General features: G+C 38.2%; 36 protein-coding genes and 1 tRNA gene. 8 read left to right on the top strand and 29 right to left on the bottom strand.

All coding sequences use genetic code 11. From position 1 onward, the window contains the following. Positions 1 to 136: 136 nt before the first annotated feature. Entirely contained in the window at positions 137 to 547 is a 411-nt protein-coding gene (locus tag PHEP_RS08935) for a hypothetical protein (RefSeq protein WP_015807617.1), read from the top strand. Positions 548 to 584: 37 nt separating this feature from the next. Here the strand turns inward: PHEP_RS08935 and PHEP_RS08930 are convergent, their stop codons facing one another. From PHEP_RS08930 to PHEP_RS08830, 21 genes are all read right to left on the bottom strand, one after another. Continuing rightward, positions 585 to 2,324, bottom strand: coding sequence for a hypothetical protein (locus tag PHEP_RS08930; RefSeq protein ID WP_015807616.1), 1,740 nt, complete (start codon positions 2,322 to 2,324; stop codon positions 585 to 587). A gap of 39 nt (positions 2,325 to 2,363) precedes the next feature. Then, the gene (locus tag PHEP_RS08925; protein ID WP_015807615.1) at positions 2,364 to 4,028 is read right to left on the bottom strand and encodes a DUF4209 domain-containing protein; all 1,665 of its coding nucleotides are present in this window, start codon (positions 4,026 to 4,028) and stop codon (positions 2,364 to 2,366) included. Between the two features lie 8 nt (positions 4,029 to 4,036). Then, a complete protein-coding gene (locus tag PHEP_RS08920; RefSeq protein ID WP_015807614.1) occupies positions 4,037 to 4,615 on the bottom strand; it encodes a GNAT family N-acetyltransferase in 579 nt (192 codons plus the stop codon). Between the two features lie 50 nt (positions 4,616 to 4,665). Further along, positions 4,666 to 5,007, bottom strand: coding sequence for a DoxX family protein (locus PHEP_RS08915; RefSeq protein ID WP_202901238.1), 342 nt, complete (start codon positions 5,005 to 5,007; stop codon positions 4,666 to 4,668). Between the two features lie 140 nt (positions 5,008 to 5,147). Next, positions 5,148 to 5,537 (bottom strand): iron chaperone, encoded by a 390-nt coding sequence (locus PHEP_RS08910; RefSeq protein ID WP_015807612.1) that lies wholly within the window; start codon positions 5,535 to 5,537, stop codon positions 5,148 to 5,150. 20 nt (positions 5,538 to 5,557) lie between these two features. Beyond that, complete coding sequence (locus PHEP_RS08905; protein WP_081436844.1) at positions 5,558 to 6,430, bottom strand: alpha/beta fold hydrolase; 873 nt, start codon at positions 6,428 to 6,430, stop codon at positions 5,558 to 5,560. Between the two features lie 18 nt (positions 6,431 to 6,448). Beyond that, a complete protein-coding gene (locus tag PHEP_RS08900; RefSeq protein WP_015807610.1) occupies positions 6,449 to 6,841 on the bottom strand; it encodes a VOC family protein in 393 nt (130 codons plus the stop codon). A gap of 77 nt (positions 6,842 to 6,918) precedes the next feature. Then, on the bottom strand, positions 6,919 to 7,821 hold the full coding sequence (locus PHEP_RS08895; protein WP_162141642.1) for an alpha/beta hydrolase: 903 nt from the start codon (positions 7,819 to 7,821) through the stop codon (positions 6,919 to 6,921). A 62-nt stretch (positions 7,822 to 7,883) separates the two neighbouring features. Further along, complete coding sequence (locus tag PHEP_RS08890; RefSeq protein WP_015807608.1) at positions 7,884 to 8,651, bottom strand: hypothetical protein; 768 nt, start codon at positions 8,649 to 8,651, stop codon at positions 7,884 to 7,886. A 1-nt stretch (position 8,652) separates the two neighbouring features. Continuing rightward, positions 8,653 to 9,078, bottom strand: a complete 426-nt coding sequence (locus PHEP_RS08885) for a RidA family protein (RefSeq protein WP_015807607.1) — start codon at positions 9,076 to 9,078, stop codon at positions 8,653 to 8,655. A gap of 40 nt (positions 9,079 to 9,118) precedes the next feature. Continuing rightward, positions 9,119 to 9,553, bottom strand: coding sequence for an SRPBCC family protein (locus tag PHEP_RS08880; protein ID WP_015807606.1), 435 nt, complete (start codon positions 9,551 to 9,553; stop codon positions 9,119 to 9,121). A 95-nt stretch (positions 9,554 to 9,648) separates the two neighbouring features. Further along, positions 9,649 to 10,008 carry a DUF1801 domain-containing protein gene (locus PHEP_RS08875; protein ID WP_015807605.1) on the bottom strand — a complete coding sequence of 120 codons (360 nt, stop codon included), beginning with the start codon at positions 10,006 to 10,008 and terminating at the stop codon, positions 9,649 to 9,651. Further along, positions 10,005 to 10,493, bottom strand: a complete 489-nt coding sequence (locus tag PHEP_RS08870) for a DUF4199 domain-containing protein (protein ID WP_015807604.1) — start codon at positions 10,491 to 10,493, stop codon at positions 10,005 to 10,007. Before PHEP_RS08870 ends, PHEP_RS08875 begins: the two co-directional genes overlap by 4 nt. Positions 10,494 to 10,512: 19 nt before the next feature. Continuing rightward, positions 10,513 to 10,920: a VOC family protein gene (locus tag PHEP_RS08865; protein WP_015807603.1), complete on the bottom strand. Its 408-nt coding sequence runs from the start codon at positions 10,918 to 10,920 to the stop codon at positions 10,513 to 10,515. A gap of 83 nt (positions 10,921 to 11,003) precedes the next feature. Then, positions 11,004 to 11,582, bottom strand: coding sequence for a Crp/Fnr family transcriptional regulator (locus PHEP_RS08860; protein WP_015807602.1), 579 nt, complete (start codon positions 11,580 to 11,582; stop codon positions 11,004 to 11,006). A 5-nt stretch (positions 11,583 to 11,587) separates the two neighbouring features. Continuing rightward, entirely contained in the window at positions 11,588 to 12,565 is a 978-nt protein-coding gene (locus PHEP_RS08855; RefSeq protein ID WP_015807601.1) for a GlxA family transcriptional regulator, read from the bottom strand. Between the two features lie 13 nt (positions 12,566 to 12,578). After that, positions 12,579 to 13,073: a DUF4199 domain-containing protein gene (locus tag PHEP_RS08850; protein WP_015807600.1), complete on the bottom strand. Its 495-nt coding sequence runs from the start codon at positions 13,071 to 13,073 to the stop codon at positions 12,579 to 12,581. A gap of 86 nt (positions 13,074 to 13,159) precedes the next feature. After that, complete coding sequence (locus tag PHEP_RS08845) at positions 13,160 to 13,987, bottom strand: phytanoyl-CoA dioxygenase family protein (RefSeq protein WP_015807599.1); 828 nt, start codon at positions 13,985 to 13,987, stop codon at positions 13,160 to 13,162. 10 nt (positions 13,988 to 13,997) lie between these two features. Continuing rightward, positions 13,998 to 14,456 (bottom strand): DoxX family protein, encoded by a 459-nt coding sequence (locus PHEP_RS08840; protein WP_015807598.1) that lies wholly within the window; start codon positions 14,454 to 14,456, stop codon positions 13,998 to 14,000. Positions 14,457 to 14,467: 11 nt separating this feature from the next. Next, positions 14,468 to 14,803: a hypothetical protein gene (locus PHEP_RS08835; RefSeq protein ID WP_015807597.1), complete on the bottom strand. Its 336-nt coding sequence runs from the start codon at positions 14,801 to 14,803 to the stop codon at positions 14,468 to 14,470. A gap of 25 nt (positions 14,804 to 14,828) precedes the next feature. After that, the gene (locus PHEP_RS08830) at positions 14,829 to 15,251 is read right to left on the bottom strand and encodes a VOC family protein (protein ID WP_015807596.1); all 423 of its coding nucleotides are present in this window, start codon (positions 15,249 to 15,251) and stop codon (positions 14,829 to 14,831) included. 108 nt (positions 15,252 to 15,359) lie between these two features. On the opposite strand from PHEP_RS08830, the gene PHEP_RS08825 reads away from it, so the two are divergent. From PHEP_RS08825 to PHEP_RS21585, 3 genes are all read left to right on the top strand, one after another. Continuing rightward, on the top strand, positions 15,360 to 16,328 hold the full coding sequence (locus PHEP_RS08825) for a GlxA family transcriptional regulator (RefSeq protein ID WP_036673947.1): 969 nt from the start codon (positions 15,360 to 15,362) through the stop codon (positions 16,326 to 16,328). Positions 16,329 to 16,412: 84 nt separating this feature from the next. After that, positions 16,413 to 16,808 carry a VOC family protein gene (locus PHEP_RS08820; protein ID WP_015807594.1) on the top strand — a complete coding sequence of 132 codons (396 nt, stop codon included), beginning with the start codon at positions 16,413 to 16,415 and terminating at the stop codon, positions 16,806 to 16,808. Between the two features lie 80 nt (positions 16,809 to 16,888). After that, positions 16,889 to 17,263, top strand: coding sequence for a hypothetical protein (locus tag PHEP_RS21585; RefSeq protein ID WP_015807593.1), 375 nt, complete (start codon positions 16,889 to 16,891; stop codon positions 17,261 to 17,263). Between the two features lie 121 nt (positions 17,264 to 17,384). Here the strand turns inward: PHEP_RS21585 and PHEP_RS08810 are convergent, their stop codons facing one another. The 5 genes from PHEP_RS08810 to PHEP_RS22200 form a co-directional block, all read right to left on the bottom strand. Beyond that, a complete protein-coding gene (locus tag PHEP_RS08810) occupies positions 17,385 to 17,894 on the bottom strand; it encodes a DinB family protein (protein ID WP_015807592.1) in 510 nt (169 codons plus the stop codon). A gap of 275 nt (positions 17,895 to 18,169) precedes the next feature. Continuing rightward, entirely contained in the window at positions 18,170 to 18,316 is a 147-nt protein-coding gene (locus PHEP_RS22205; RefSeq protein WP_155975975.1) for a hypothetical protein, read from the bottom strand. 74 nt (positions 18,317 to 18,390) lie between these two features. Further along, on the bottom strand, positions 18,391 to 19,692 hold the full coding sequence (locus tag PHEP_RS08805; protein WP_015807591.1) for a tyrosine-type recombinase/integrase: 1,302 nt from the start codon (positions 19,690 to 19,692) through the stop codon (positions 18,391 to 18,393). A gap of 183 nt (positions 19,693 to 19,875) precedes the next feature. Beyond that, a tRNA-Ile gene (locus PHEP_RS08800) sits at positions 19,876 to 19,949 on the bottom strand. Between the two features lie 281 nt (positions 19,950 to 20,230). Beyond that, on the bottom strand, positions 20,231 to 20,395 hold the full coding sequence (locus tag PHEP_RS22200) for a hypothetical protein (protein WP_155975973.1): 165 nt from the start codon (positions 20,393 to 20,395) through the stop codon (positions 20,231 to 20,233). 408 nt (positions 20,396 to 20,803) lie between these two features. Between PHEP_RS22200 and PHEP_RS08790 the strand changes: the two genes are divergently transcribed. After that, positions 20,804 to 21,613, top strand: coding sequence for an RpnC/YadD family protein (locus PHEP_RS08790; protein WP_015807589.1), 810 nt, complete (start codon positions 20,804 to 20,806; stop codon positions 21,611 to 21,613). Positions 21,614 to 21,701: 88 nt separating this feature from the next. On the opposite strand, the gene PHEP_RS08785 is transcribed toward PHEP_RS08790, so the two are convergent. Next, positions 21,702 to 21,944 carry a hypothetical protein gene (locus PHEP_RS08785; protein ID WP_015807588.1) on the bottom strand — a complete coding sequence of 81 codons (243 nt, stop codon included), beginning with the start codon at positions 21,942 to 21,944 and terminating at the stop codon, positions 21,702 to 21,704. 88 nt (positions 21,945 to 22,032) lie between these two features. Between PHEP_RS08785 and PHEP_RS08780 the strand changes: the two genes are divergently transcribed. The 3 genes from PHEP_RS08780 to PHEP_RS22195 all read left to right on the top strand — a co-directional run bounded on the left by PHEP_RS08780 (position 22,033) and on the right by PHEP_RS22195 (position 24,341). Continuing rightward, complete coding sequence (locus PHEP_RS08780; protein ID WP_015807587.1) at positions 22,033 to 22,425, top strand: hypothetical protein; 393 nt, start codon at positions 22,033 to 22,035, stop codon at positions 22,423 to 22,425. A gap of 224 nt (positions 22,426 to 22,649) precedes the next feature. Beyond that, complete coding sequence (locus PHEP_RS08775; protein ID WP_015807586.1) at positions 22,650 to 23,552, top strand: Rpn family recombination-promoting nuclease/putative transposase; 903 nt, start codon at positions 22,650 to 22,652, stop codon at positions 23,550 to 23,552. Positions 23,553 to 24,188: 636 nt separating this feature from the next. Then, entirely contained in the window at positions 24,189 to 24,341 is a 153-nt protein-coding gene (locus tag PHEP_RS22195) for a hypothetical protein (RefSeq protein WP_187290737.1), read from the top strand. Positions 24,342 to 24,387: 46 nt separating this feature from the next. On the opposite strand, the gene PHEP_RS08770 is transcribed toward PHEP_RS22195, so the two are convergent. Both PHEP_RS08770 and PHEP_RS08765 read right to left on the bottom strand, forming a co-directional pair. Continuing rightward, positions 24,388 to 24,639 carry a nucleotidyl transferase AbiEii/AbiGii toxin family protein gene (locus PHEP_RS08770; RefSeq protein ID WP_338045737.1) on the bottom strand — a complete coding sequence of 84 codons (252 nt, stop codon included), beginning with the start codon at positions 24,637 to 24,639 and terminating at the stop codon, positions 24,388 to 24,390. After that, positions 24,640 to 25,017, bottom strand: coding sequence for a hypothetical protein (locus PHEP_RS08765; RefSeq protein WP_015807582.1), 378 nt, complete (start codon positions 25,015 to 25,017; stop codon positions 24,640 to 24,642). Positions 25,018 to 25,277 lie beyond the last annotated feature (260 nt).

Raw genomic sequence — 25,277 nt, 5'->3', positions numbered from 1 at the left:
TTGGTTGCTTCGTTCAAAGACACTAAGCAGACATTTAACCGCTGACTAAATGAATCTAAGCCTATTGTGATCTAATGGTATGCGGATGTTAATAATTCTTTGAGAAGACCTGCGACTGCTTTCGTATTTTTACATTATGGATATTAATATTACTCTGTTAGAAGCCTATTGCTTAAAAAACGGCATGTCGATAACAACATCAATTGATATTGATAATAAGGAACCCTATTTAAAAATTATAAAGGGCACTGACGCACACGGAAGTAGAGTGGAGTATTTACAATTTTCAACAATTAAAGAAATCTTAGAGATTAATAACATGATAAATGAGGGCGGAATGGTCCTTAAGGAAAGAGATGCAACCCAAGAATCGATGCGCTTGCGCCCGGTAGGCGAAAGGGACAAAGACAAAAATATCGAAAAACTTATCTACAATACTTTATCTAAGTATATAATCCAGATGCTCAATGCAGCAACAGGACAAATCTATTTCCCGGAAATAATTCCGTTAGAAAATCATAGATCGGTTTATTTTAGGTTTGATTAACCTCGGATATTGGCCAGCAATTAAGTCATGTAATTAATTAATATAATTTTCTAATACGAGGGTCCTGCTTCATTGTTAATCGTCTTTCGTTTTTGAAACCGAGGCCCGTGCTGTAAAGTTTATCAAAAATTATGTCGTCGCTTGCAGGAAATCTATAAGTACCCTTATTCAGTTGAAACCTTTTATTTGTTAAAAAATGTCCCATTACACGGCCTTCATCATTTACAACAAGATTGCCATGTAGCTGTGACCTGAGTTTCAAAAATCGATTAAAATCAATTAAAGAGAAATTCATTTTTTTCATTGCCAAAAGAAAAATATCTAAGTCATCAACACACACGGACCAAGGATATTCCTCATCTTCATCAAATAAATCTAACATAAGCCATAAGTCGTTTTGAGCATGCCCAAACTTATTATATGTTATTATTATTGAAAAAATATTTATATATATACCCGGATCAATCGAATGTAAAACCTTCTTTTTTTCATCGGTAATATCAAAGACTTGTTTTTCCAGGAATTTTTCCTTCACGGAAAACGCCTGTTCATAGCCGTAGTCGATTGTTTCCTTAAAATCAGACCATATTTTATCGTAGGCTTTATCTGGATCAAACATTGGTTCCCGAACGTTTCCAGCTTTGGCCTCAATAATCAAGGCAGTATCTTTTGATAAAACTAGGAGATCACGTTCGTTGCCGTCCAGATAGTATGACGAAAATATCATAGCTTTTTGATCTTTTTTATAAAAATCAGTAAACACTTCGGTCACCTTCTTCTCCAAGTATTTATCTTTTGCGCTTGTTAATCTATTGGGTTTTTTAATTATTTCCGAACATTTCTGCTGTAAGAACGAAAATATGGCACTAAGTAAAAGCCTATAATCTACTATTAAATAGCCGCCATTATTTAATTCGTAAATGGGTTTTTTGAGAATTTGGTTTGGCTGGCTAAAAAATTGGAATGATTCCATTTCTGTTCTCCTGACTGTAAAATTCGCAAGTAAAGCTTCTGACAGAACTTCTGAAAAATCTTTCAAATCCCCTTTATAAAATATATTAACACTGGATGGATTACTTTGATATTCAAAAATTGAAGTGTCAAAAGGCGCGGCTTCCATCATAGCCTCTTGAAAGGATTTGCCATTTTTCAAGGCATCGGAGACATTTTGTTTGAACTCCTCTACACTCGGTTCCTTTCTTTGAGGTTTTTTCATAAAAGCATTGTCTTCCTTTTCTTGACGCAAATTATCCAGACAGTCATATAAAGACAGGAAATCTACGGCATCCCATCCAAAATTTACCTTCAGTTCAGAGTTGAAGTTTTTAAATATCTCTGATATTTTCTCAATTAATTGCTCTTCAAAATGAAGGGGCCCTTGATGAAAGAAAGCGTTATACGTTGATACACCTATCAGTCTTCGCCGCAAAACTTCATCCTCACTTAGATCATTAAACAAGTCATCTGCAAATGGCTTCAACTCGCCGTATTCATTCTGATGAATAATTTCCATTTTCTTTAGTAATTCTACCAAATGAACCCAGTCTGAACCTTCAAAAAAAACTTCTTTGTATTCTTTTATAACTGGAGATGTCAAATTTAAATTGAGCAGATAAAGTAACTGCCGTAAAGGAGAAACTAACTCTTTAATAACTGACTGATTCCAGGGATGTGTCAATCCATGAATGATCGATACAATTCGGCTGGCAAATAAATCTGGATCATATTGGCCAATCTCCGCCTTTAGTTCTTTTGCAATACTTTCTAAGTTTTCCATGCTGCGATCAATTCTTATTTTACAAAACTTTATTTACCGTCATTCTTCAATTTCTTTAATAAAAGATAGACAAAGCAATGCATGAATCAGCCGGTCGGCTGTTTGATAGTTAAATTCCTCAAAATTAGTCATGCCATGACAAACATTATTTCTCAAATTCCAACCACGTTGGTCGGTAAATAAAATTTTATAATAGTTAACAAGTTCGGGATCGAGTGCTTCTGAGATAATGGGATCACGCAAAATATCATCGAATGTTCGTACATGGAATCCCCCGCTCCTTGATTCTTTTAAAACATTACCTCCGGCCAATTCTACAACATTTCTGATTGCTTCTTCAATTTGTGGAACAATCAAATGCACTGCGACTAAAAAGTCACCTGCAAAGTAGGCATCCAATCCCTTCTCAATAATTTTGATTCTATTACCGTAGATAACAGGACATTCTTTTAACATTAAAAGAATGTCGCTACTATTGAGGCCGTATTTGTCGATAAGATTATCTATAAGAATATTTAAAGTAATTGCTTGAATTACCATATCGTTAGATATTTCCCGCAAAAGATGGCTTTCAAAATCTTCGGCTAACGGTGGGATTGTTGTGATAACCCGGCCCTTATTGTCAACTAACTGTTGCGTAAAAAGATATGAAATCGGTGCTTTACGGGATTTGTCTTGCAATTGTTTAGTCGCAGTTTCAGTAACTGGGATGTAGGTAATTAACAATCTGTATAGTGATTCCTCCAGACTACCTGAAGTCATACCATCGAGATATTCTTTTAGTTTTTCATTCGGTATTGTTATCTCAGCGCCCACACGCTTCATCTCTGCTGGTACTTTTGTACTGTGGTCTCGTACCTTCAAAAGCATATCTGCTGCTTCCTCCTTCATGTTGTATTTCATGTACAACTTGTAGATTTCTTCTGCGTTGCCGGCGACTTGGGCTACCGAGCTATCTTTGTTTGCCAATATCGATGATAAAGCAAACTTGGATATTACTCTTTTAACGGCAGTTTTGTCCGATTTTTTTCTGTAGTAGTCACCCAACCTTGTAGCTGAATTTTGCGCAGCCCAGATATAATGAATTAAATCTGGTTGATCGAAAGACAACAACCGATGAAGTTTCGCCTCCAGTTCATCAATGATAGATTTTTCTTCTGAAACCGTAAGGCCAACTTGTTTATTAAACACAAGCATATCGAACGCATGTCCCCAAATACCAGGTAAATTATCAACCGAAACAGTATCCTCAAATGCAATGATAGTGTTCTTGCATTCGCTTATAAGAACTTTGTCCTTTAAAAGGATAGCTATTGATAGAGCTCTTTTTAGCTTAGTAAAAACATATACCTCAACTTTGTAATATCTCTCATTTGCTATGCGATTTAAGGCATTTATATATATTCTTGCAACAGTGGCTAAGGGCTTTTTTTCAGTAACATATTTTGTAAAATCCCAAACTAATCCGCTGCCGTAAGCGATAATTGTCTGCAAGTGCAAGGAAATGGATGTTATTTCTTTATCGGGAAATAGGCCTCCTGTGATATTATATAAAAGCAGCAAAAATAATAGTATTAGGTAATAAAAACGCGCCTTATTGTCAGGCTGATTAAAATAATAGCCAAGCTGTATTCCGAACATAATTAGTTCCAAAAGAACAAATAGCAACGTTACGACGTGCATTTCCGTACCGAATACTAGCATAGCTTCGGTTAATTTGCATTAACGGTTTTTAAGAAAAACAGTCTGTAGCTTAGATCAAGTTGCTCGTAAACTTGGAAACCATTTTTCTCATACCACGGTAAATTACTTAGTGTAGATGTTTCCAATAATATCGGCCTTCCTATGGCCGTAGCATAATCCTTTACCTCAGCCAAAAGTTTAGTACCTATACGTTTTCGCTGATAATTTCGGTCGACTCCAATAAACCACAAATAGTAATTTGATAGGTTCAGTTGCTTTCTTTTAATTTTCGATTCTCTTTTCAGCGCCTTGAAAATTCCGCGTATTCCTATTGAAGTAAGAATCAGTTTTGCATCTAGCCACATCGTTTTGAGAGTTGTTTTTCGTCGCTCAGGATAGATAGCTAAAGCGCAAGCCTTTTCATCATCGGAAATCCATACATCACCGAACATCATACACACCTCAAAGGAATATTCCATTAGCGCAGCTATACGTTGCTTCCAGTTTGTATCTTGCTTTACGACATAGTTGACGCTTAGGTTGGTATCGAAGGATTCGGTAAGGATATTCAATATTCTAGCTTTATGTTGAGGTTCAGCACGTTTCATAAAATAAATTTTTTTAATGTTTTAGCATCATAATCAAGCTTGAGGGCCAATTAGGTTTTGATGGCTGTAAAATAGATCCAGGCTACAAACAATATTTGCAACGGAATTCTGAACCATAAATATTTCAATCCGGGCCCTGGTATTTCCGGATTTTGATAATTAATATGATGTATAGATGCGTTTACATTAGCTGGTAAAATGAGCACAAAGAAGGCAATTAGGAACCATCCGGCAGCTTTATAATAAGTAGGTGCTAATAAAGCAAATCCTGCAAGAATTTCAAAAATACCTGTTGCAATGACAATGTGAGGTTTGAATGGTATACGTTCCGGAACCATGTTTTCCATTCCCTTTTTTAGTACAAAATGCCCGATGGAAGTAAATAGTAGCATCGCGCACATACTAATCCTTCCAGCGTATTTATAGTCAATGTCTTTGTCGAAAATCAAAAAATAAAGGATTGAAAATAAAAACGTTCCTAAGAGAAGAAGTAAAGGTTTCATTTTACAGTAATCAATGAATGTATGCCTTATTATTTGCTAGTGGATTTTGATTTTCCATTGCTGTTCTCAGTTGTTCTCGCTAAAACTATTTGCTTAACCAACTCCGCTGAGGGTACTTTGTCAAGAGGTATTGAGAAGCTGGTTTTAGCAAGTTCATATTCCATTAGCCTATCTTTGAACTGATTCATAACCGCCTCACTCATTACATAAAATCCTGTATGTCTTTTGGCGGCGGCAATTCCTACTACCAATTTGCCATTTGTTCGGTAGGCGGGAGTAGAATAATTCAGTCCCTCTTCAAGTTCGGGGGAAGCAGATAGAACCAGTTCTCGTATTTTTTCTAAATGTCGCTGTTGATCTGGAGTTAAAGTCGCCAAATAGTCGTCAACGTTTTGAATGTTTTTCTTTTCATTTTTCATAATACAGGATAATTTAATGTCTAATTTGTTTGTTTATTCAGAAAAGGCTGTATCATAGCAAGTAGCCAATCGGTTCTGAATAATAGTCCCACATGCCCCGTTGAAGGAAGTACTGCCAGCTCAGAGTTCGGCAGGCCCTGCAAATCTCCAAACTGGCCACCGCCAAATAAGCGAAATAATTCAACTGCATGCTCTGGTTTTACCATATCAGCATCGCCAACAATAACCATAACTGGTGATTTTATAGCGCCTATTTTCTTTTGATCCCAGTCAAAATTTTGGCTGTACAACGTTTTTAATTTGTCAACTAGAACCGGCCAGTTTTTAGGATTAGGAGCTACACTATCGTATGCCAGTTTTACTGGCGATCCTTTAAAAACTTCAGGTGTAATCTGAGGCAGCATTGGCCAGTAGGCCGGTTGAATACCAGTTGCCTTGTATACTGGAGATAGCAATACCATTTTTCCAACCTGGTCTGGATGCCTCACAGCCAAGTTTAAAGCCACACCACTACCCATGCTATATCCTAAAATGTCTACTTTTTCCAGCTTAAGAAATTTAATAAATGCAGACACGTCCTCGGCCATTGCGCTGCAAGAAATGGGTCGATTTATGTCAGCAGTATGGCCATGACCCTGCATCTCGACTGCAATTACTTTGTAATGTTTTTTAAGTTCTGGAAGAATTCCGCCAAAAGTGGTAGCAGCGGTTGCATGTGATCCATGCAGCAATATCAATGGCTTTCCAGCTCCATGTATTTCATAATACATTTTTAGTCCATTTACCGGCGCATAACCCGTAATAGGATGCTCACTATTTTTTATCTGTGCCCAAACCGAAGGCGTGCACAAAGCAATCATTGTGGTTATGAGTATTAAATTTATTATCTTCATTGCTTCACGATTTTAGTTCTATTTTTTTAGATTATTTAATTGACTACGAAAAATAAATTGGTGAATTGTAAGACCATTATCATCGGGATCTTTGATAAAAGCGATTTTCCCAGAGCGTGTTTCCCGGATTTCAGACATATAAATTCCTTTCCTTTCCAATTCTTCCTTTTCCCGATATATGTCATCAGTTTCCAAAATTAGCCCTTGGAAACTACCAGCTACCAACTTGCTGTAGGGCCAATTTTTTAATAGTGCGATTGTGGTATACTGATCATTTAATCCTAACTGGATCCATTGATGACCTTCCCCCATATCTACTTCGATCACTATTTGAAATCCTAACTTTAAATAGAACTCCTTTGAAATATTTTGATTCGAAACAGGTAAGATGATATTTTCAATTGCTTTCATGATCCCAAAATTAACGGCTCCAACTTACAGGATAACTATGGTTTCACGACAATCATAGACGGGTATTACGCCTATACTTATTCACCGGCAAGGGCCGCTTTCAATGCCGCACACACATCATCCAGCGCAACCTTACCCTTATCTATAACCCCTGAAAGCTGATAGAAGCCGTGTACAACACCTTCATATTCTTTGTGCATCACAGGGACGCGTGCCTGCTGTAATTTCTCCATATATAGCCGACCTTCGTCTTTCAATGGATCAGCAGCAGCGGTAACGATCATCGTTGGCGGAAGAACGGAAAAATCTGACGCAAATATGGGAGAAACTGTTTCGTTGCCCCGGTCTATATCCGATGGCAGGAACCAGTTATAGAAATCTATTTGCTTTCGTGCAGACAGTATATAAGCTTTTTCGCCAAGTGCTTTCCATGAATCAGAACTCATGGTCAGATCCAAGTTGGGACAAAGCAACAGCTGAAAGGCAATAGGAATGATTTTTTCATCCCTTAATTTCATCGCTAAAAGCGCGCTCAACAAACCACCGGCGCTATCTCCACCTATAGCGATGTGTTTATGGTCAATATGGAGCGCAGCACAATTTTCATGTACCCACTTCACCGTATAATAAGCATCGCTAATGGCTGCCGGATACTTTCGTTCCGGAGCCAGGCTATAAGCAACAGCTATGACGATGATTCCGGCATGCTTACTAAAATAGCGTAGCTGTTGATCATGCGTATCCAGCCCACCGGATACATAACCACCACCGTGGAAGTAGATCAGTACCGGTAGCGGCTTTTTATCATTGGGGCGATAGATCCTGACAGGGATAGTACCAAAATCAGTATCCAGGTACTTGTCATGGATGGCATAAAGCGCCTCGACGACACCTGCCATCGGGATGATACGCCTGTAGCCGTCCCGTTCACCCTGCAACTTTTCAGCCTCGCTTTGAAAGGTAATTTTCCGCGCGTGCATCGCCGCTATGAGTTGTTGCGATTGTTCATCAAGTTCATCATATGTAGCCATTGGGATTAAATTTAAAAATTAAGCTTATTGCGGTATACAATGAGCGTGTCTGACCTGGTAATCTGTTGGGTCAATTTGTTGTTTCCTTTCCGGGCAATATAGGTAGCCGACAGGTGCGTATCACGTCGTTGGTTGATTGTACAGTTCCAGGTAAACCAGCCTTTGCCCTGAATGGTTAGCTGTGCGCCGTGCAACGCCTGAACCAGCTGTAAGGTGCCGTCAAACTGTACACTGACCCTGACCAGCAGATCATTGTTCCCGGCTGTATAGGCAGAGTCAATGGCCAACCGGAAGTTGGCCATTCCCGAACCAAAATCAATTTTTACAGGTACCCTGGGTGTCCATGCTTCGTATAATCTCACTCTACGGCCCGCGTAAAGGGGGATCAGCCCAACGGGATCGGCAGGTTCACCGTCAAATATGCCAAGCTCGTCAAATTTGACATACTGATCAAAATGACTGGTATGGATGCTATCCTGTAAAGCTCTTTTGTAGCGTTCAATAGTGGTACCTATGGCATGTATCTTTCTGAAACGGCCTTCCTTGGCCACAAAGCGTTGAAAGTATGTTTCGTGTACTGCTTTTTCTAACTGATGAAAAGGCGGCATTTCGCCTTCAACCGAGATCTTATCGGTAAAATATTCATTGACGGCAAAGTATACGCTGTCAGTATAGACAGGTGCAATAAAGTAACTTTCCTGCTCAGTGGTACGCTTTTGATCCTCCCGGCAGGAGGCCAGCATGATCATACTTAGGAAGAAAACAGTTATTCCTTTCATCTTATTTTGCGGCTATGGCTTCAATTTCCAGCAACCATTTTTCATCATAGATGCCGGTGATAACAATGGACATGGCCGGTTGATGATCACCCAGCACTTTATAGCGCACCTCATAGTTTTCCCTGCGGTATTTTCGGTCGGAAAGGTATATCGTGTACTTCACAATGTTCTTCAGGCCCATTTTGGCAGCTTTTAGTTGCGTTTCCACGTTTTTCCAGGCCAGTGCCGCCTGGTCACGAAAGTTATCGGGAATGTTTTCCTTTTCATCCTCCGGTACCTGCCCGCTGACAAAGACCAATTGTTTATAATTTTTAATACCGTAGGCTTGTGAAAATGCAGCCCCTGTGGGATTATAAGTCTTTCTTTCAATACTGCAACCGGCCAGACATAGGGGCACCAAAAGGAAAATAAGTGGACATGTTTTCATGTGATCAGATTTATAGATAGTCAATGAGTGGCTAAGGAAATCAGTTGCTTTCCACCACCTCTTTAAGCGATTGAAGCATGTTCTCCCAGTTCTTCTGCGATTCCTGCTGGCCCTTTTCCGATAGGTTTTTGTCCTGGGTCAATACCACTTTTGTTTGATCGTTTTCCGCCGAAAGACCAATAGTTACCGTGTGGTAGTTTTCTGGTTTATCTTCCAGACCAGACAAAGGGCTAAAGTGTGTATACTGCAATACTTTATTGGGTTCAATAGCGGTGATCTCGCCTTTGTCTTCGTATTTTTTTCCTTTCCATTCGCCCTGCCAGGTGATCTTACTGCCTTTTTTCCAATCGGATTGAACAGTTGTACCAAACATGTACTTTTTGATTAATGCAGGATCAATCAGCGCTTGCCAAACCTCTGCTGTTGAAGCGGCGATCAATACTTCAGCTTTTGCAATTAAATTTTGTGTTCCCATATTCTTATTTTTTAATAATAATCAATAATAATGTCATGGAGTGCAGTTCATCTTACTGTTGACAGAGAAACGATTATTTCCTTCAGCCCAAGTTATCAGGCATCCATAAGTTTAATCCATTCTTTTACGATGTGCTGGATGTTCACCTTGTTTTCTTTTATTTCTTTCATGGAATGAAGTTTCAAATAGGCTTTGCCTTTGGGTGCGGCTTCCAGTAAGCCAGTTTTATCTTTAATCAGTTCTCCCTTGTGAAAGATGAAAACAATTGTTCCGGGTACCCTTAAACTTAGCGTCGCCATTGGCTGCTTGTAATCAAAACTTGGACCGCCCCATTTTACGTCTTCTTCCAGGTCGTTACTTGCACCACGGATTATTGTTATGGCCTCGTCAATTTCGGCTTTCAACGGGTGGTTGAGTTTATTGATAAACTCGTCTATTTTGTTTGTTTTGCTCATGCTAATCTGGTTTTTGATTTGGTGAATATGGAAATGATGGCAGTGAAAGCTAAGCCTGTTAGGAACCCTGCAACGATACTTGTAATGATATAGCTTTTAATATTGAATTGTGCTTCAGCCTGCTCTCGGGTAAACATTCCTGATTTCACGGTATGCGCGATGACATTGGCAAAGTAGTCAGGTGTAATGATGTAAGAGGTAATAAGCTGATTGATAGGGCTGAGCAACACCACGAATAAGGTAAGTACCAATCCGCTCATGAAACTTTGCTTGTAAGTGATGTTTCCTGCGTAGTAGTTTTTCTTTTTGTCCCTGATGGCAAGCACGTAAATAAGAATAGCAGGTATCAGTACAAACATGCTGACCAACTGCTGTTGTTCCAGATGTTTATCGTGTAAGCCCGCCAATTTTTCCATTGTCATCCATAGCAGATACATTGCTGCAAAAATGAATACCCATTTGATTTCAATTTTATACTTTTCCATGTTATCGTTGTTTAAGTAGTTAGTCTTGATTAGGGATTTTTGTGGTGTCCATAAAGAATATTTCCCAAGTATACCCGTCCAGATCTTCCAGGTTACGCAGTTGCATGAAGCCATAATCTTTAATGGGTGTAGGTTCTGTGCCGCCTGCCTTTAGTCCGTTTTCTACAAACTCATTTAGCGTTTCTAAACTTCCCACTGATAAGGCGAACCAACTAGCCACGCTGTTTTTGGTATCGGAAATTGGCCTAATTATAAACGTCTTAAATTTTTCATGGCTCGAAATCATGACAAAAATAGTTTCGCTCCAAACCATACATTTTGTTTGTTCGTCAGAAAACTGTGGGTTGACGCTAAATCCAAGCTGGGTATAAAAATCCAGTGATTTTTCAACGTCTTTTACGGCTAAATTGATAAATACTTGTTTCATTGTTTTTGATTGATGTTGATTATGAATGCAAAGATGAGCACGTTAAAATGGAAAAACCTTTACAAATGTTGAGGGTTTAAAATTTATCTGCTATAACCAAAAATCCGGCTTAACTGTGTAGGAGTAATGCCCAGATAGGCGGCGATTTGATGCTTTTTCAGTCTTTTGACAAGCTCAGGATATTTCCGTAAAAAATCAGCATAGCGAATTTTTGCCGAATCGCTCCGCAGCGAAACCTCATAGGGTTCTTTGTCTATAATCCAATGCTGTTCCAGGTAACGAATATAAAATGCAGCAACATCGGGATAAGCTGAAACCAACTTTTTGAATGCCATAAAATCATATTCAAGAACGGTTGTTTCTTCCAGTGCTGTAATGTCAAACAAACTTTCCGACTGTTGCAACGTAGCCGGAATTGAGCCAGCGATCCTTCCTTCAGGAAAAAAATATTTTATGACCGTATCGCCATTATCATCAACGTAGTATTGTGATAAAAGTCCGTTCATTACAAACGCTACCTTTTTTGGTACCTGCCCAATTCTTATGAAGTTTTCACCTTTTTTATAGGTCTTTTCTTTGAGCAGGTTCCCCCAGGCAGATTCAGCTTCTTTTGAAAGCGCCGTGTACGTCCTTATTTTTTTGAAAAACTGATCGATCGCCATTTTATTTAATTAGTAATTCTGCTATGGTATTTGCTTCGGTATTCATTCGGCAGTAACCCGGTAAATAATTTGAAGGAGTGCCTGAAACTATTCTGATCGGAATACCCCACTTCCAGCATGATGTCATTAATCTTCTTTTCACCACTTTCCAATTGTTTTTTTGCTGCCTCAATTTTTACTCGTTGTATGTATTCGTTCAGCGTATTGGAAGTTGCCTTTTTAAACCTTCTTTCTAGACTACGGCGACCCATTGCCAGCATCTCTGCTAACTGATCTATTGTAATGCGCTGTTGGTAGTGTTCCTCGATGTATGTTTGGGCCTGTTTAACCTGAATATCGTTGTGTTCTTTTTGTCCCTGAAAAATTATAAATGGCAACTGTGCATTCCTGTCGATATCTACCTGGAAAAACTTAGCACAATACAAGGCAACTTCCCTGCCGGCGTATTTTTCAATCAGATATACTATGAGGTTTAGCATAGAAAATCCACCGGCGCTAGAGTATATTCCATCTTCATCCGTAATGATTTTTTCCTTTAAAAGCTTTATCTCGGGGTATTGATTGATGAAAAGCTCTGAAGCTTTCCAGTGCGTTGTACAGGTTTTACCGTCTAAAATCCCGGTCTTAGCTAGCAAAAAGGCACCAACACAGAGACATGCCACCTCAGCACCTTGTTTACGCATCTGCCTTACCCAGTTGATAAGCGGCACATTTGGATTATTGTTGAGTTCCAAATCGACATTGATCGCTGGAATAATTATAAGATCGGTTTGTTTTAAATAATTTATTGTAACATCCGGTCGAATTAAGACTTGACGCTCGTTCAGTTCAATATTTTTCTTTGCTCCTACAAGCTGCATTTGAAACACGGCCTCGTTCCCCTTACTGATGACATAATTATTGGCCTCTGCAATCATATTGCGGGCGATTTCAATACCGCCCAATACGCCCCCTGTTGGGATAAGTATGGATATATGTTTCATATTATCTGATTAGTTAAATGGCTAAACTTCGTTGCTTTCTATCCTTTAGAAAAAGCATCACGATCGCTGTAATAATTATACCGTTAATCACAGCGGCAATTGCGCTGGATATTATGAATCCCCACATTGCATACTGCTGGTTTGCCTCTTCTATTTTGACATTTCCGGTAGCGACTGCGTGTTTTGCCGCATTACTTAAATAATGCGGAGAAATAATTTTGAGGTTGATAACGCTGGTTGCAATGCTAAATAATCCGATAAATAAACTTAGTAAAAGACCACTAAAAAAAACCTGTTTATAGGTAAAAGTTCCACCATATTCTTTACGTTTAGCTTTCAAGGCCATTACATAAATTACAACAGCAGGCACTAGAATGAATGCACCAAAAACCGGCTGCCGGTCTATATGCTTATCGTGCAATCCGCCCAATTCTTCTACTAGTGTCCATAACAAAGTCATTACTGCAAAAGTGAAAGCCCACTTTAATTCAATTTTATATCTTTCCATAGCTTATTTTTTTACCAAAGTTATTTTACTTAGTATCAAAAGAATAGGGGATAATGCGCCTATCGTCATCGGGTATTCCGACAATCTTAGGTTATGCTTTCATCTATCAACTTGAAATCCTGAGGCGGCACCCTAATAACCTCAAGGTCTCTCGCGGTGAGTTTATATTCAGGTAACAGATCTACTGGGTAATTTAAAGCTACTCGCATTTCGTCGTAGAAAGGCAAAGAATAATTTCTTGAAAGGTGACCTTGAATTTCTTCCGGTAGAGATTTCCAATCTGGTGTGAAAGTAATCATAACACAATCTCTTCTTTCCGAACTGAGATTGGGGTGTGTGCCATGTAAAAGTCGGTAGTCAATAACCACGGCATCGCCCGCTTTAAGTTCCAATGTGAATTGTCCGCAATAGTCTTTTAGCGATAGATTGTCGGGATCAAAGTGCCCTATACCTGCATGTGCCTCAGGTAATGAAGCATGTAATTCTGTGTAGGTGTGATGTGACCCTGGCAACACCCTCAAAGCACCATTTTCCTTGTTTACGGGACTTAAATAACATAAAACAGCAATTTGCGGCGCCTCTTTCTTAAAACTGATAGGATGTTGCCAGCACCACCAATCTTGATGCCACCAAAGCGCTTCGCTTCGCGGTTCCTTACTGCTAATATAACCTGAAATCCATTTTAGATCTTTCGTTTTGGTCGCCTGGCTTATAGCTGTAATACGGCTTGCGGAGGAAAGCAAATGAGAGACGATAGGATCATTCCACCTCAGAGTAGTTAAAGTGTTATTTGGCCGAATGCAAGACGAAACGCGCTTTTCAGCAACGACATTCGCCACAGCTTGTTTCAGAATAGGTATTTCCCATTCTTCCAGAAAGTTTTCCAGTAGAATAAAGCCATCGGTCTCAAACATGTTTATTTCTTTACGCAAACGATTTTTTTTCTTTTGTTATTAAAAAGTCCAATGAATACTTACCACCCCCACTAATTAATGTGGCCAGTGACAATCCAATAATTAATAAATGATACTCGAATCCTTCTCCCCGCTGATTACCAAACCAATTCATAAAAAAACCATATTGTTTATGTTCCATCAGAATCATACCTGTAAAAAGAATAATCATGGCTGTCGCCCAAATTCTCGAAGCAAATCCAATTATTAACGATAGCGCACCCAAAAACTCAATCAGGATAACCAGAAATGCAATTATCCATGGTAAAGAAAGCGTGTCGATAAAAAAAATCATTTCTTTTTGATAACCAGGACCACCGAACCATCCAAATACTTTTTGCGCTCCGTGTGGAAATATCACCAAGCCGATAGTTACGCGGGTCACAAAACCCGACCAATTTTCATCAGTTCTGAGTATGAGCTTTTTCATTTATTCTGCGTTTAGGTATTGGGACCGCCCGGCAGTACTGGTATTAAAGACGGTAGCTCATTTATGCGAGGACCAAAAAAATTATGCAGGGGCTGGAATGTGATCGTAGTTTCCCGATTTATATCCAGTTTGATGATTGCTGGTTTAAGTCGCCGTTCCAAAAATTCTTCAAAGCCTTCTTGCGATTCCCAGACTTCTATAATACGAAAACCGCTTTCTGTGGGGTGGGTGATGTGCTGGTAAATCTGGGCTTCCGGTCTCTTTTCCACGCCCATTTCGTCAATTATCGCTCTAAATTCCCTATGGTTGAGTCCATTGACGTCCATAGTCATAACAATTGTTTCCATGAAGATATGATTAGGTGTATTTGAATTAATTTGTAGCTAGTTTTATCATCCACTGTATTCCAAACTGATCCTTGCACATGCCGAATAATTGACTCCAATCTTCTTTGGCTAGTGGCATAATGATCTGTCCTCTTTCTGAAAGTCGTTCAAAAATTTGCCTTGTTTCATTTTCGGTGTCGAGCGTGACATTAATATGGAAGTTATCACCAACGTTCAAATTCTGGTTCATTGACTCTAATATGTCAGTTCCCATGAGCACGTTAAATTCTCCGATGGGTAATGTGACATTAAAGATCTTGGATTTATCGGTTTCGGACATTTTCTCACTGCCGGGTAGTTCACCAAAACGAATTAAGGAAGTGAATTCCCCGCCGAAAACAGATTTATAAAAAAGAAATACTTCTTCTGTATTTCCATGGAAGTTCAAGTATGGATCTAATTTTTTCATGTATTTTTAATTTAAAGGTGAAATTAGTGTCTTAAATTTACTAAAAAGCTGGGAATTGCGACAATCTGGGGTGTTGTTTGCGACACCGGTAAAAATTAAATTTGTATTGTGAAAACGATTTCGATCATAGTTCCTGAACAAGCTGTGCTTTCAAGTATTTGGGACACCAAGCGATTATTTGCTTTCGCCAATGAGATGCAGCAAGGAAAAAATGCCGATGACTTTTTTAAGGTTCAGTTAGTTGGCTTCAGGAAGCAAATCCGACTTGATGGTGGTTCGTGTATAATAGAGGTTGACAAAACGATTGCAGAAGTCGAGTATACCGATCTAATCATCGTGCCGGCAATTTGGGGTGATGTGATGAGGGGAACACAATTGAACAGGCATTATTTTTCCTGGCTTATTAATCAGTATAAAAACGGAGCTGAAATTGCAAGTTACTGTGTCGGAGCTTTTATAGTTGCCGCAACCGGATTGTTAAATGGAAAACGTTGTGCCACGCACTGGGCATATACAAACGAGTTGCTAGCCTATTATCCCGAAATCAAGCTCGTTCCGGAGAAAATAATAACGGAGCAAAACGGCATTTATTCAAGTGGCGGAGGGACATCTTATTGGAACTTGTTATTATATCTCCTGGAAAAGTTTACGTCAAGAAAAGTAGTCATTGCCGCGACTAAATATTTCTTACTGGATCTCGCCAGAAACAGCCAATCTGAATTTGTGATGTTTAAGGGACAGAAAGAACATGGCGATAAATTGGTAGAAAAGGTGCAATTGTATATTGAGAATAATTATCAGGAGAAAATTAATATTGAACGTTTGGCGACTGATTTTTCTGTGGTCAGAAGAACGCTAGAAAGGCGGTTCAGCAAGGCAACAAAAAACACCATTGCGGAATATATACAACGGACAAAAATAGAGGTAGCAAAGAAAGAGATCGAGAAGGACAGAAAAACAATCAATGAAATAATGTATGAACTCGATTATGCGGATAAGAAAGCTTTTAAAGATTTGTTTCTTAAAATAACTGGCTTGACGCCAATAGAATATAAAAGGAAATACGTCAGAAATTGAAGAAGATATTTAATTTTTTCGTTACAATTTCGCTGACATTATCCACGGGTAATTTTAATTAAAATTCATTAAATAAATATTATTATGGTAAAGTTTGCTTATACAATCTTCTATGTACAAGATGTTGTTAAAACCATTGAATTCTATGAAAGAGCATTTGGATTTCGAAGAACATTTATTGCCGACACCGCCGAATTTGGTCAATTGGATACAGGTAGTACGGCACTTTCTTTTTCATCTATTGATCTAATTACAGGTGAAATTACAGACGGCTTTATCAAAAGCGATATAAGCAAGAAGCCGTTAGGAATGGAAGTCGCTTTTTCAACTGAAAATGTTGAACAAGCGTATCAAGCCGCATTAGATGCCGGAGCTACAAAAGTCGCTGCGCCGTCCGTTAAGCCATGGGGTCAAACCGTTGGGTATTTAAGAGACATTAATGGCTTTTTAATTGAACTATGTACGCCGATCACTGATTGACGATAATAGTTTCAACGTGAGTTGATTCACGGGTACAGAAATTATGAACATTTCAAATTAATACATAATATATCAATAAAATGAAGACAATACTCATCATTGGCATGAACCCACATACCATCGATTATACAAACCCTGAGGTGCCACCAGGCCTGACAGTAGAGATGGTAGAGCAGGGAGCAAAAAGGACATTAGAAAAGCTGAAAGCTATGGGTTACGAAGCGGAAGAATTTTTAATAGACAATGGTACGACTGACTTAAGCGATTTAGCAAAGCAGCTGAAAAACCGACACTACAGCGGTGTAGTAGTGGGAAATGGTATCAGAAGTTTGACTTCTAATTTTATTTTGTTCGAAAAAATCATCAATACTGTACACAGCAACGCCCTTGAATCCAAGATCATTTTCAACACTTCACCCACGAATACTGACGAAGCTGTGAAGCGCTGGCTTTAAAATCTGAAAATCGATCTGAATTTCATTCCTACTTAAATCACCCATTCAGGTTAGGACTAAAAAACCTCGCAAGAAAATAAAATTTTCATTTATAGAGGGAGACTAACCTCCCTCTACTTATTTATGCTTGTGTAGCGTAATAAAGATATACGCCGTAATCTGTCGGAACTCCTTTCTGATCCAATTGGTATAGCATTGCAGTAATGTTACCCCGATGGTAGGTTCCATGATTGACGATATGGATAAAAACTTCTCCATAGGTCATAGATACACCTGAAAATGTATCGCGATAGTTCATATCGTGACTTTCAATAAAACTTTGAACATCAGCAGCAAGCAACTGCTGTTTTTTCTCCAAATCTTTAAGACTGATGTCTTTTGTTTCAGCTACCAGTCGATCCACAGACGCTTTAATGGTCTCATAATCATCGGAACGATATTCTTTAGTCAAAATTGAATACCATCCCCTGTCGATAATGTAAATATGGATCAGCGTATCGATAATCGAAGGAAATACACTTTTGATATTTGTATCGCAAATTCCTTCTGGCAATTGCTTTAAGTGTTTTAATAATGTGTTATTTGCCCATGTATTATATTTATACATGGACAGCGAATGATTCTCTGTCATTAGAAAAAAATTTAAATATAATAAGTGGAAAAGGCTGATCCTTTTGGATCAGCCTCAATCAGCGAATCATTAATGCTTAATAATTCACTATTGAAGTATCATATATTGAGAATCTTTCATAGTCACCTCCTTTTTTAGCGAGTTAACATGTTCAAAGTTAAATTTGTTATTTCTCTTTTCAAAAATTACTAAGATATAAATTATAATTTTTTCGATAATCCATTTTAGAAACAAGGGGTATTCAATGTCACATCATCGTTTACGGCTACCCAGATTTATCGCTTGCTTATTCGGTAAAGAAATAAAGCCCAGACACCAAAAGCGACAATAAAGGCAGGCAAAGGATTTTTCATTGTTGTGCCTGCCAGAAATGCTCCGGTGGCAATAAGGCAGGTCAAGAAAAATAAAATCAGATTTTTCATGATATTCAAATTTAAGATTTTCAATTAATTAATAAACCTGTATGGTCAATAAACCACCATGCAGGATGTCAATTTTATGCAGCTTTCTCTAGCGATGCTTCTTTCTTTTGTTTTGCGCCAATCTTCATATCCAACCTTCTCAATAGACCGATGACTTTAATCTGTACTTCATCAACAATACTCCAATCTTTTTCGATATAGATGTCTGTCGTGCGGTGTTCATCGTCTACATGGTTCAAGGCTAATGCAACATCATCCTTGCTTATACGGCAGGCATTCCTAGCTATAGTTGCAAATGTGTGCCTTGCCCAATAAATTGTTGCTCCGGGAATGCCCGTGAGTTTTCGCAGCTGCTTCATGCCCTGGCTTAGCGCGGTATCCAAACCACCGTATGTTGAATAACGTACAGATAGCTTTTCAATATACTTTTCTAATAGTGGTTTGGCTTCTTCAATAATCTTAATACTGATAAACGCATTGTCCTTTCTCCGGCCTTGTGTTTTAGCCCGGTTATAATCAATTCGTCCCGCCCTAATATCATTTTTTGTTAAATGATAGAAGTCTACCGCGTTCATCCCGCATAGATAGAACGACAGCATATAGATTTCTTTAGCCAATTCTGCCCGACTTCCTGCTTTAGTAACGCAGTCCCGCACCGCCCTGACTTCATCCAATGTGTTGTTCCTTTTCCTGGTAAGTGGGGAGGAGCCAACTTTGTACTTTTTAAACGGATAATGCTTGATCCGGTAAATACCCAGGTCTTCGTTATTATACATATTACAGGCAGCATTGAAAAGCGTACGCAGATCACGCATGTGATTATGTAGCCCACTATCGGAAAGCCCGTCAATTGTTTTCTCTTTTGTCTGGCCATCCTCGGTTACAATACGGGTCATGGTACGCCTGCTTCTTAGAAATCTTTCATAGGAGACGAGCATATTTGAATTGATCTCTGTAATAGATACGGAGTCCCGTTTGAAATAATCAATCAGACTGTTACGTACCGTACGATGGGTCCCAGCTGTTCCGGTACGATTTTCCTTTTTCAGTTGCTCAATGTGCAGCTGACAGAACTTGATAAAATCCACGTCAGCATCCTTGTCGCGAAGGTAATCTCTAAGGGATTCCGCATTAAAGAAGTTGAGCTTTTCACCAAGTTCGCTGATAATCTTGCGATAGCCTTTCAGCTGGTCATCAATCAGATCATTTACAAAATTGTCTTTGATCTTTAGTTTTGCCGTTAATTGTTTCTTGACTACATAGTGATTGGTGTCAATAAACTTTCTTTGGTCTTTGTGATGGACACAGATTTTTACATTGTAGGTGCCATCTGCTTTCTTGTGGTGTTCATAAACCTTTGCGCTTATGGTTGCCATAATTTTCTTTTTAGCACGCAAAAATTTTCGTTACGTATTTGTTACGGTTTTGCGTAGAGTTTAACAAAAAATTATGTAAAACCTGCTTTGAAGGGGTTTCCTCAAAGCATGATTGCTGACGTTAATCAGCATCAGAAAAACAAAAAACCGCCTTCCAAATTGCTTTGTAAGACGGTTTTATAGTGGGCCCAGCTGGGCTCGAACCAGCGACCAAGAGATTATGAGTCTCCTACTCTAACCAACTGAGCTATAGGCCATTACTCAATTTTTTTGCTGTCTGCGTGAGACAAATTTTCTATGCTTTTAACATCTTTTTCTTTCTTCGGAAAACCCCCAAAGGTTTCCAAAAATGTTAAGCTTAGAAAGCTTGTTTTCCATTCTTTAGCTCAATGATTATGAGTCTTATAGTCTTAGTGCTCATTATCGGTGCAAATACTCATCTCTGACTTATCGAAGAAATTTTACAAACAAATTTTGAAGCCTCCAAACTTTGCTTTGTTACGCATTGTTACGATTTTTATCGAGAAACCAGATACCTTTAAGACATTATTTCATTAATATCAGAATCCTTAATTTGCTCATTAGTCTCCTGAATTTCTAAAAATTCGATTTCTGCTTTAATATCCTTTACCTTTTGAAACTGCGCCTGGTAATTGAAGTAACCCGTTTGGCTAAATGAATCAGTATACTTAATTTTAGACATAATGGGAATAGATATTATTATAATTACAATTGTTGTTTTGGGTATGACCATTTGGTTTATCGATCAGACCAGACGCAAAACTAAGTACGGCCACCCTAAATCTATTCCAACAAAGTTAATTAACTACGCTTTTCCAGCGGTGAAAAACCGATTTGCCTGAATTGTCGTTATAACGTCCAAAGAAACAGGGCGGATGTGAAGTACAACATCAGACTGATTATTGCTGCCTTCGGCATCAGCATTTGGAAAATTAGTTACAGAATTTCATATTGAAATTGCAATTCCGAGACCTATAATTCCAAACTAAATTTCAAAAACCCTTAACAATTCAGCGAATTTAGCTGAATTTCGGCAAAGTTAGGTTTCCCAACTTTCTCCAGAGTAGCTTTGCATTATCAAAAACTTAAAATGCCGGAAGAAATCAACCACCCTGTACAAGGAAGCAAATACGACAAGATTTTTAGGGAAAACATGCACAATACCCTACCTGGTATAATTAAACACGTCCTTCATTTAAACGTCAATACTGTAGAAGAACTTGCCGATGATGTACAATTTACCAAAGAAAGAAAAACAGATTTACTAAAGAAGGTTAGGGATAACAAAGGTAACCGATATGTGCTGCATGTTGAATACCAAACGGATAATTATCCGGAAATGGCTTTTCGTATGGCAGAGTATAGCATCATGTTGCAAAGAAAACATAAGTTGCCTGTTAAACAGTTCGTAATTTACATTGGCCCTGCCAAAGCAAATATGTCCACTTCTATCACAACTAAGGATTTTCGATTCCGCTACAACTTAACAGAGCTCTCTGCTGTAAACTATAAACTGTTCTTAAAATCAGATTTGGTTGAGGAGAAAATGCTGGCAATTTTAAGTAATTTAGCATCAGAAAGCACAGAAAGTGTATTGGCACAGGTTGTTCAGGAAATAGAAACCCATACTTCTACATTAGAACAAGGGCGTTATTTTAGACAGCTAAGGATACTTTTGCAATTACGTAATTTAAATAAAAAAGCAATTAAAGATATGGCACTGGTAGGAAAAATATTTAAAGAAGAAAAAGACATTTTATATCGTAGAGGAGAAATTAAAGGTCGTTATGAAGAGGCGTTGGAAATTGCTCTTGAAATGCTAGTTAACAAATACCCTATAGAAGAAATCATTAAGCTTACCAAACTTTCAAAAGAAGAAATCCAGTCCCTTCAAAAATAAAACCCAGAACATCCATCCTGGTTTTTTTGGGATCTTCCAAATGTATTTAATAGCAAGCATTGGGCTAAACGAATATAAACACAGCTTATTAAGTCAGGATTAAGCAGGTATTATAAAACTGTTCGACACCAAGAATAAAATTGAATTTTATGTTGCCGATCCATGTCGAGGTGCTTACGGTATAGGCATAAGAATTGCCTGACGCGGCTTTAAAATTTGTCCAGACTTTGTAGCTTTTTTCAAACTCATTAGCATATTCAATTTTATCCTTTTTACAGCTTGTAAATGTTGCTGCAACAAGCAGGATGATCAGATAAGCATTTCTTTTCATACAAAATGGTTTTAAATAAAAACGAAGATGAACAACGAAACGCTACAAAAATAAATGCAAATTTGTTATGTAACTTTTATTTAGTATTATGATTTCAAAAACCGGAAATGCACTGTGGCTATTTAAAGACGATTTTAAAGATTTTTCCGTTTTCGATAAAATTGGTGTATTGTTTAGTGGGATAAAACCCTTGCATACCCATTCAGGGATTATAAATGTGACAAATAGGACTCTAGTTCTGGAATCCGATGCAGATGAATTAGAAATACCATTAAAAGATATAACTCAAATATATTTGGGATTTGATGAATTCTACAAAAGAAGCTATGCAAAAAACTTCGGGGCTTTTTGGCAACCATTGAAGCTAACCTTTACCTCTTCCTATTCAGAATCTGAAATGATCTACCTTGTTATTGACTATAATTTTATGTACTCAAAAAATGAAGAATGGTTTAATTTATTAAAAAATCTCCTATCTTAAGTGATAGCTCACCTAGTCATTCTTGGGCTTGCCCCGCTCAATGAGGTTATTAGCGTTGGAAATGAGTTACAGAATTTCATATTGAAATTGCACTTTCGAGAGCCACACTTCCAAACTAAATTTCAAAAACCTTTAAAAATTCAGCGAATTTAGCTGAATTTCGGCCAAGTTAGGTTTCACAACTTTCTCCAGAGTAGCTTTGCTGTGTAACTAAACCAGTAATAATGCAAGAACAAACCAGCACTGCAACACACCCAAAACAAAAAAGAGAACCTAAGCCTACAACTTTCATTGATGCCTTTGTCGACTTTAGCTTTAAAAGATTGTTCGCCACAGAAGAAAGTAAACCAATTCTGATAGGTCTGTTAAACCACCTCTTTAAAGGCAGAAAATACATTACTGAAATTGAATACGGGAAAAATGAATTCCCCGGTGAGATAGCCCAGGAAGGCGGAGCCGTATTTGATGTTTATTGTACCGATGTTAACGGCAGCAAGTTCATTATCGAAGTCCAACGTGGCAACCAGGAGTATTTTAAAGAGCGGGCGCTATTTTATGTCTCCAGAGCAATCAGTGAACAAGCTCCAAAAGGCGATAGAAAGGGCTGGGCTTACAAGCTTACAGAAGTGTACCTGCTTGCATTTTTAGAAGACTTTAACCTGCCGGATAGCCCAAAATCTGAATATGTACAGGATATCTGTCTCGCTAACAGGCACACTGGCATAATATTCTATGATAAAGTAGGCTTTATATTTATTGAAATGCTTAATTTTGTTAAAGGGTCTGATGAATTGTATACGGAGCTGGATAAATGGTTATATGCATTGAAGCACTTAACCGAATTTAAACAACGTCCGGAATACTTATCCGGCCCGGAATTTGATCAGTTATTTACCCTGGCTAATTATGCCAGTTTAACACCAGAGGAACGTGATATGTACAATTCAAGTTTAAAGCGCAAGTGGGATAACAAAAATGTACTGGATTACGCGGTTAAAACTGCTGAACAGAAAGCCCGTGAAGAAGAACGGGCCAGAATGGCACTCAAACTTCTAGCCAAAGAAACTCCCACTGATGAAATTGCGGAATTAACCGGCCTTACTATTGAAGAAATCGAGATGCTTTAAGTGAAAGATCACGTGTTACACCCTTCTCGTCATTCCATAACGGTCTTATTGGTAACCCCTAAGTTAATTAATTTCAATAGAATAATGATTACCACTAAAATCTTCTAATTATTCAATAGTCACGAAGGATGCTATGCTAATTTTCTCATATGCCCATATAAACCCATTTGGCTAAATGAATCAGTATACTTAATTTTAGACATAATGGGAATAGATATTATTATAATTACAATTGTTGTTTTGGGTATGACCATTTGGTTTATCGATCAGACCAGACGCAAAACTAAGTACGGCATCAACTTACGGACTGTTTATTGTCCGGTTTGTAAAACAAAACAACCTAGGTTCAGGAAACCTTTAAATGATCGGCAAAAGATGTATGGAGGCGGCACCTGCTCGAATTGCAAAACTGAAATGGACAAGTATGGAGATGTGATTTCATAAATCATAAAAATATTTCCCTCTCCATTCACAACTACTCCATTAATCAATCCTGCTTACCAGATGTCTGTACTTGCAACTACAATGGGAAACATTTAATAAAGGCGTAGAATATGAAGCTTTTTTGGTTAAAAGGACCGTTCTATAATCTGCTCTGAATTTATGGAACTAATTAAAAATAGTCATATTTGTATTATGAAAATCAAGGAATTAAATAAAAAAAACATACCCATTGTTGCAGTAGACAGCACGTTGGATAAATATAGAAACCATCCTGCTTTTCAGTCAAAAGTGGACAAAGCAAATGATATGCTACGCACAGTTGGATTGCCTAAATTAAAGAAGTAAATTTCATAAGAGTAAGGTTAACCCCTTTATCGCAAGCGTAATGCGTTTAAAACGGGATAAAGTACTTGACAAAGTTCATTTTAACACTTTCTATCTTTTCCCTCAATAATCTTCTGAACTCCTCTTCGTTGATGGTCTCTTTTCTCCAGTCACCGCTATCTATCGCTCTTAGCAAGAAATGGTCGGGATTGAGGGGGCATCCTTTTTTGATGTACCATTCCATATCATACCAGTTCCGCTCTTTTAAATTCGTGCCCCACTTGCGAAAAAGCAATGCATGCATCTTTCCGGCAACTATTTATTTGTTTTTACCACCTTTTACAATTATCCCACCAATTGGATTGCCGGGGCTGGCTACCTTTGCTTCAGATTTATGAAGCGGGTTATTTTGGCTACCGGCATTTCCCTGGTACAAGGGGTTTTCTGTTTTCGCTGCACCTGAAGCTACTGCAGAGCCCGCCGCATGTAAACCCTGGTTCACTTTTTCGCCAAATGTTGTACCTTGGGTTTGCTTAGAAATAATAGTCTTAGCGGTATCTGATGGCACAATAGCTTTACCTGTCGCGGCATAAGACGCAGCTGCTGCCCCGCCCCCGCTGCGTCCCTTTCCTTTGACCTGGCTAAATGCGATTGAACTGATAATTGATAAGGCAAAGATTAATGTGTAAGTTTTCATGATATTCTTTTTTAAAGATTAAATACTGTTTGTTATAGGTATATCAGGAAAAGCGGAAAATTGTTACCCCTGCTTTTTTGAAATAGTGTGCCAGGGCTAACACTACCAGAATATAAATATTCTAACCTATTATATGCTATACAACATCAAGCTGGTTACTGCTGCCTTCGGCATCAGCATTTGGAAAATTAGTTACAGAATTTCATATTGAAATTGCAATTCCGAGACCTATAATTCCAAACTAAATTTCAAAAACCCTT

Source organism: Pedobacter heparinus DSM 2366, from assembly GCF_000023825.1.
Classification (GTDB): domain Bacteria; phylum Bacteroidota; class Bacteroidia; order Sphingobacteriales; family Sphingobacteriaceae; genus Pedobacter; species Pedobacter heparinus.
This window is presented reverse-complemented; position numbering and strand designations above follow the sequence as displayed.

Coding starts and splice junctions, on each gene's coding strand:
- PHEP_RS08785 (WP_015807588.1), bottom strand. CDS start 21,944: ATGAAAAGAAATGCTTATCTGATCATCCTGCTTGTTGCAGCAACATTT.
- PHEP_RS08840 (WP_015807598.1), bottom strand. CDS start 14,456: ATGAAAAAGCTCATACTCAGAACTGATGAAAATTGGTCGGGTTTTGTG.
- PHEP_RS08805 (WP_015807591.1), bottom strand. CDS start 19,692: ATGGCAACCATAAGCGCAAAGGTTTATGAACACCACAAGAAAGCAGAT.
- PHEP_RS22195 (WP_187290737.1), top strand. CDS start 24,189: ATGAAAATCAAGGAATTAAATAAAAAAAACATACCCATTGTTGCAGTA.
- PHEP_RS08845 (WP_015807599.1), bottom strand. CDS start 13,987: ATGTTTGAGACCGATGGCTTTATTCTACTGGAAAACTTTCTGGAAGAA.
- PHEP_RS08920 (WP_015807614.1), bottom strand. CDS start 4,615: ATGAAACGTGCTGAACCTCAACATAAAGCTAGAATATTGAATATCCTT.
- PHEP_RS08855 (WP_015807601.1), bottom strand. CDS start 12,565: ATGAAACATATATCCATACTTATCCCAACAGGGGGCGTATTGGGCGGT.
- PHEP_RS08865 (WP_015807603.1), bottom strand. CDS start 10,920: ATGAAACAAGTATTTATCAATTTAGCCGTAAAAGACGTTGAAAAATCA.
- PHEP_RS08875 (WP_015807605.1), bottom strand. CDS start 10,008: ATGAGCAAAACAAACAAAATAGACGAGTTTATCAATAAACTCAACCAC.
- PHEP_RS22205 (WP_155975975.1), bottom strand. CDS start 18,316: ATGAAAAATCTGATTTTATTTTTCTTGACCTGCCTTATTGCCACCGGA.
- PHEP_RS08880 (WP_015807606.1), bottom strand. CDS start 9,553: ATGGGAACACAAAATTTAATTGCAAAAGCTGAAGTATTGATCGCCGCT.
- PHEP_RS08935 (WP_015807617.1), top strand. CDS start 137: ATGGATATTAATATTACTCTGTTAGAAGCCTATTGCTTAAAAAACGGC.
- PHEP_RS08900 (WP_015807610.1), bottom strand. CDS start 6,841: ATGAAAGCAATTGAAAATATCATCTTACCTGTTTCGAATCAAAATATT.
- PHEP_RS08790 (WP_015807589.1), top strand. CDS start 20,804: ATGCCGGAAGAAATCAACCACCCTGTACAAGGAAGCAAATACGACAAG.
- PHEP_RS08905 (WP_081436844.1), bottom strand. CDS start 6,430: ATGAAGATAATAAATTTAATACTCATAACCACAATGATTGCTTTGTGC.
- PHEP_RS08925 (WP_015807615.1), bottom strand. CDS start 4,028: ATGCTAGTATTCGGTACGGAAATGCACGTCGTAACGTTGCTATTTGTT.
- PHEP_RS08885 (WP_015807607.1), bottom strand. CDS start 9,078: ATGAAAACATGTCCACTTATTTTCCTTTTGGTGCCCCTATGTCTGGCC.
- PHEP_RS22200 (WP_155975973.1), bottom strand. CDS start 20,395: ATGTCTAAAATTAAGTATACTGATTCATTTAGCCAAACGGGTTACTTC.
- PHEP_RS08890 (WP_015807608.1), bottom strand. CDS start 8,651: ATGAAAGGAATAACTGTTTTCTTCCTAAGTATGATCATGCTGGCCTCC.
- PHEP_RS08895 (WP_162141642.1), bottom strand. CDS start 7,821: ATGCACGCGCGGAAAATTACCTTTCAAAGCGAGGCTGAAAAGTTGCAG.
- PHEP_RS08915 (WP_202901238.1), bottom strand. CDS start 5,007: ATGCTACTATTTACTTCCATCGGGCATTTTGTACTAAAAAAGGGAATG.
- PHEP_RS08835 (WP_015807597.1), bottom strand. CDS start 14,803: ATGGAAACAATTGTTATGACTATGGACGTCAATGGACTCAACCATAGG.
- PHEP_RS08780 (WP_015807587.1), top strand. CDS start 22,033: ATGATTTCAAAAACCGGAAATGCACTGTGGCTATTTAAAGACGATTTT.
- PHEP_RS21585 (WP_015807593.1), top strand. CDS start 16,889: ATGAAGACAATACTCATCATTGGCATGAACCCACATACCATCGATTAT.
- PHEP_RS08860 (WP_015807602.1), bottom strand. CDS start 11,582: ATGGCGATCGATCAGTTTTTCAAAAAAATAAGGACGTACACGGCGCTT.
- PHEP_RS08910 (WP_015807612.1), bottom strand. CDS start 5,537: ATGAAAAATGAAAAGAAAAACATTCAAAACGTTGACGACTATTTGGCG.
- PHEP_RS08870 (WP_015807604.1), bottom strand. CDS start 10,493: ATGGAAAAGTATAAAATTGAAATCAAATGGGTATTCATTTTTGCAGCA.
- PHEP_RS08930 (WP_015807616.1), bottom strand. CDS start 2,324: ATGGAAAACTTAGAAAGTATTGCAAAAGAACTAAAGGCGGAGATTGGC.
- PHEP_RS08775 (WP_015807586.1), top strand. CDS start 22,650: ATGCAAGAACAAACCAGCACTGCAACACACCCAAAACAAAAAAGAGAA.
- PHEP_RS08765 (WP_015807582.1), bottom strand. CDS start 25,017: ATGAAAACTTACACATTAATCTTTGCCTTATCAATTATCAGTTCAATC.
- PHEP_RS08830 (WP_015807596.1), bottom strand. CDS start 15,251: ATGAAAAAATTAGATCCATACTTGAACTTCCATGGAAATACAGAAGAA.
- PHEP_RS08850 (WP_015807600.1), bottom strand. CDS start 13,073: ATGGAAAGATATAAAATTGAATTAAAGTGGGCTTTCACTTTTGCAGTA.
- PHEP_RS08810 (WP_015807592.1), bottom strand. CDS start 17,894: ATGACAGAGAATCATTCGCTGTCCATGTATAAATATAATACATGGGCA.
- PHEP_RS08820 (WP_015807594.1), top strand. CDS start 16,413: ATGGTAAAGTTTGCTTATACAATCTTCTATGTACAAGATGTTGTTAAA.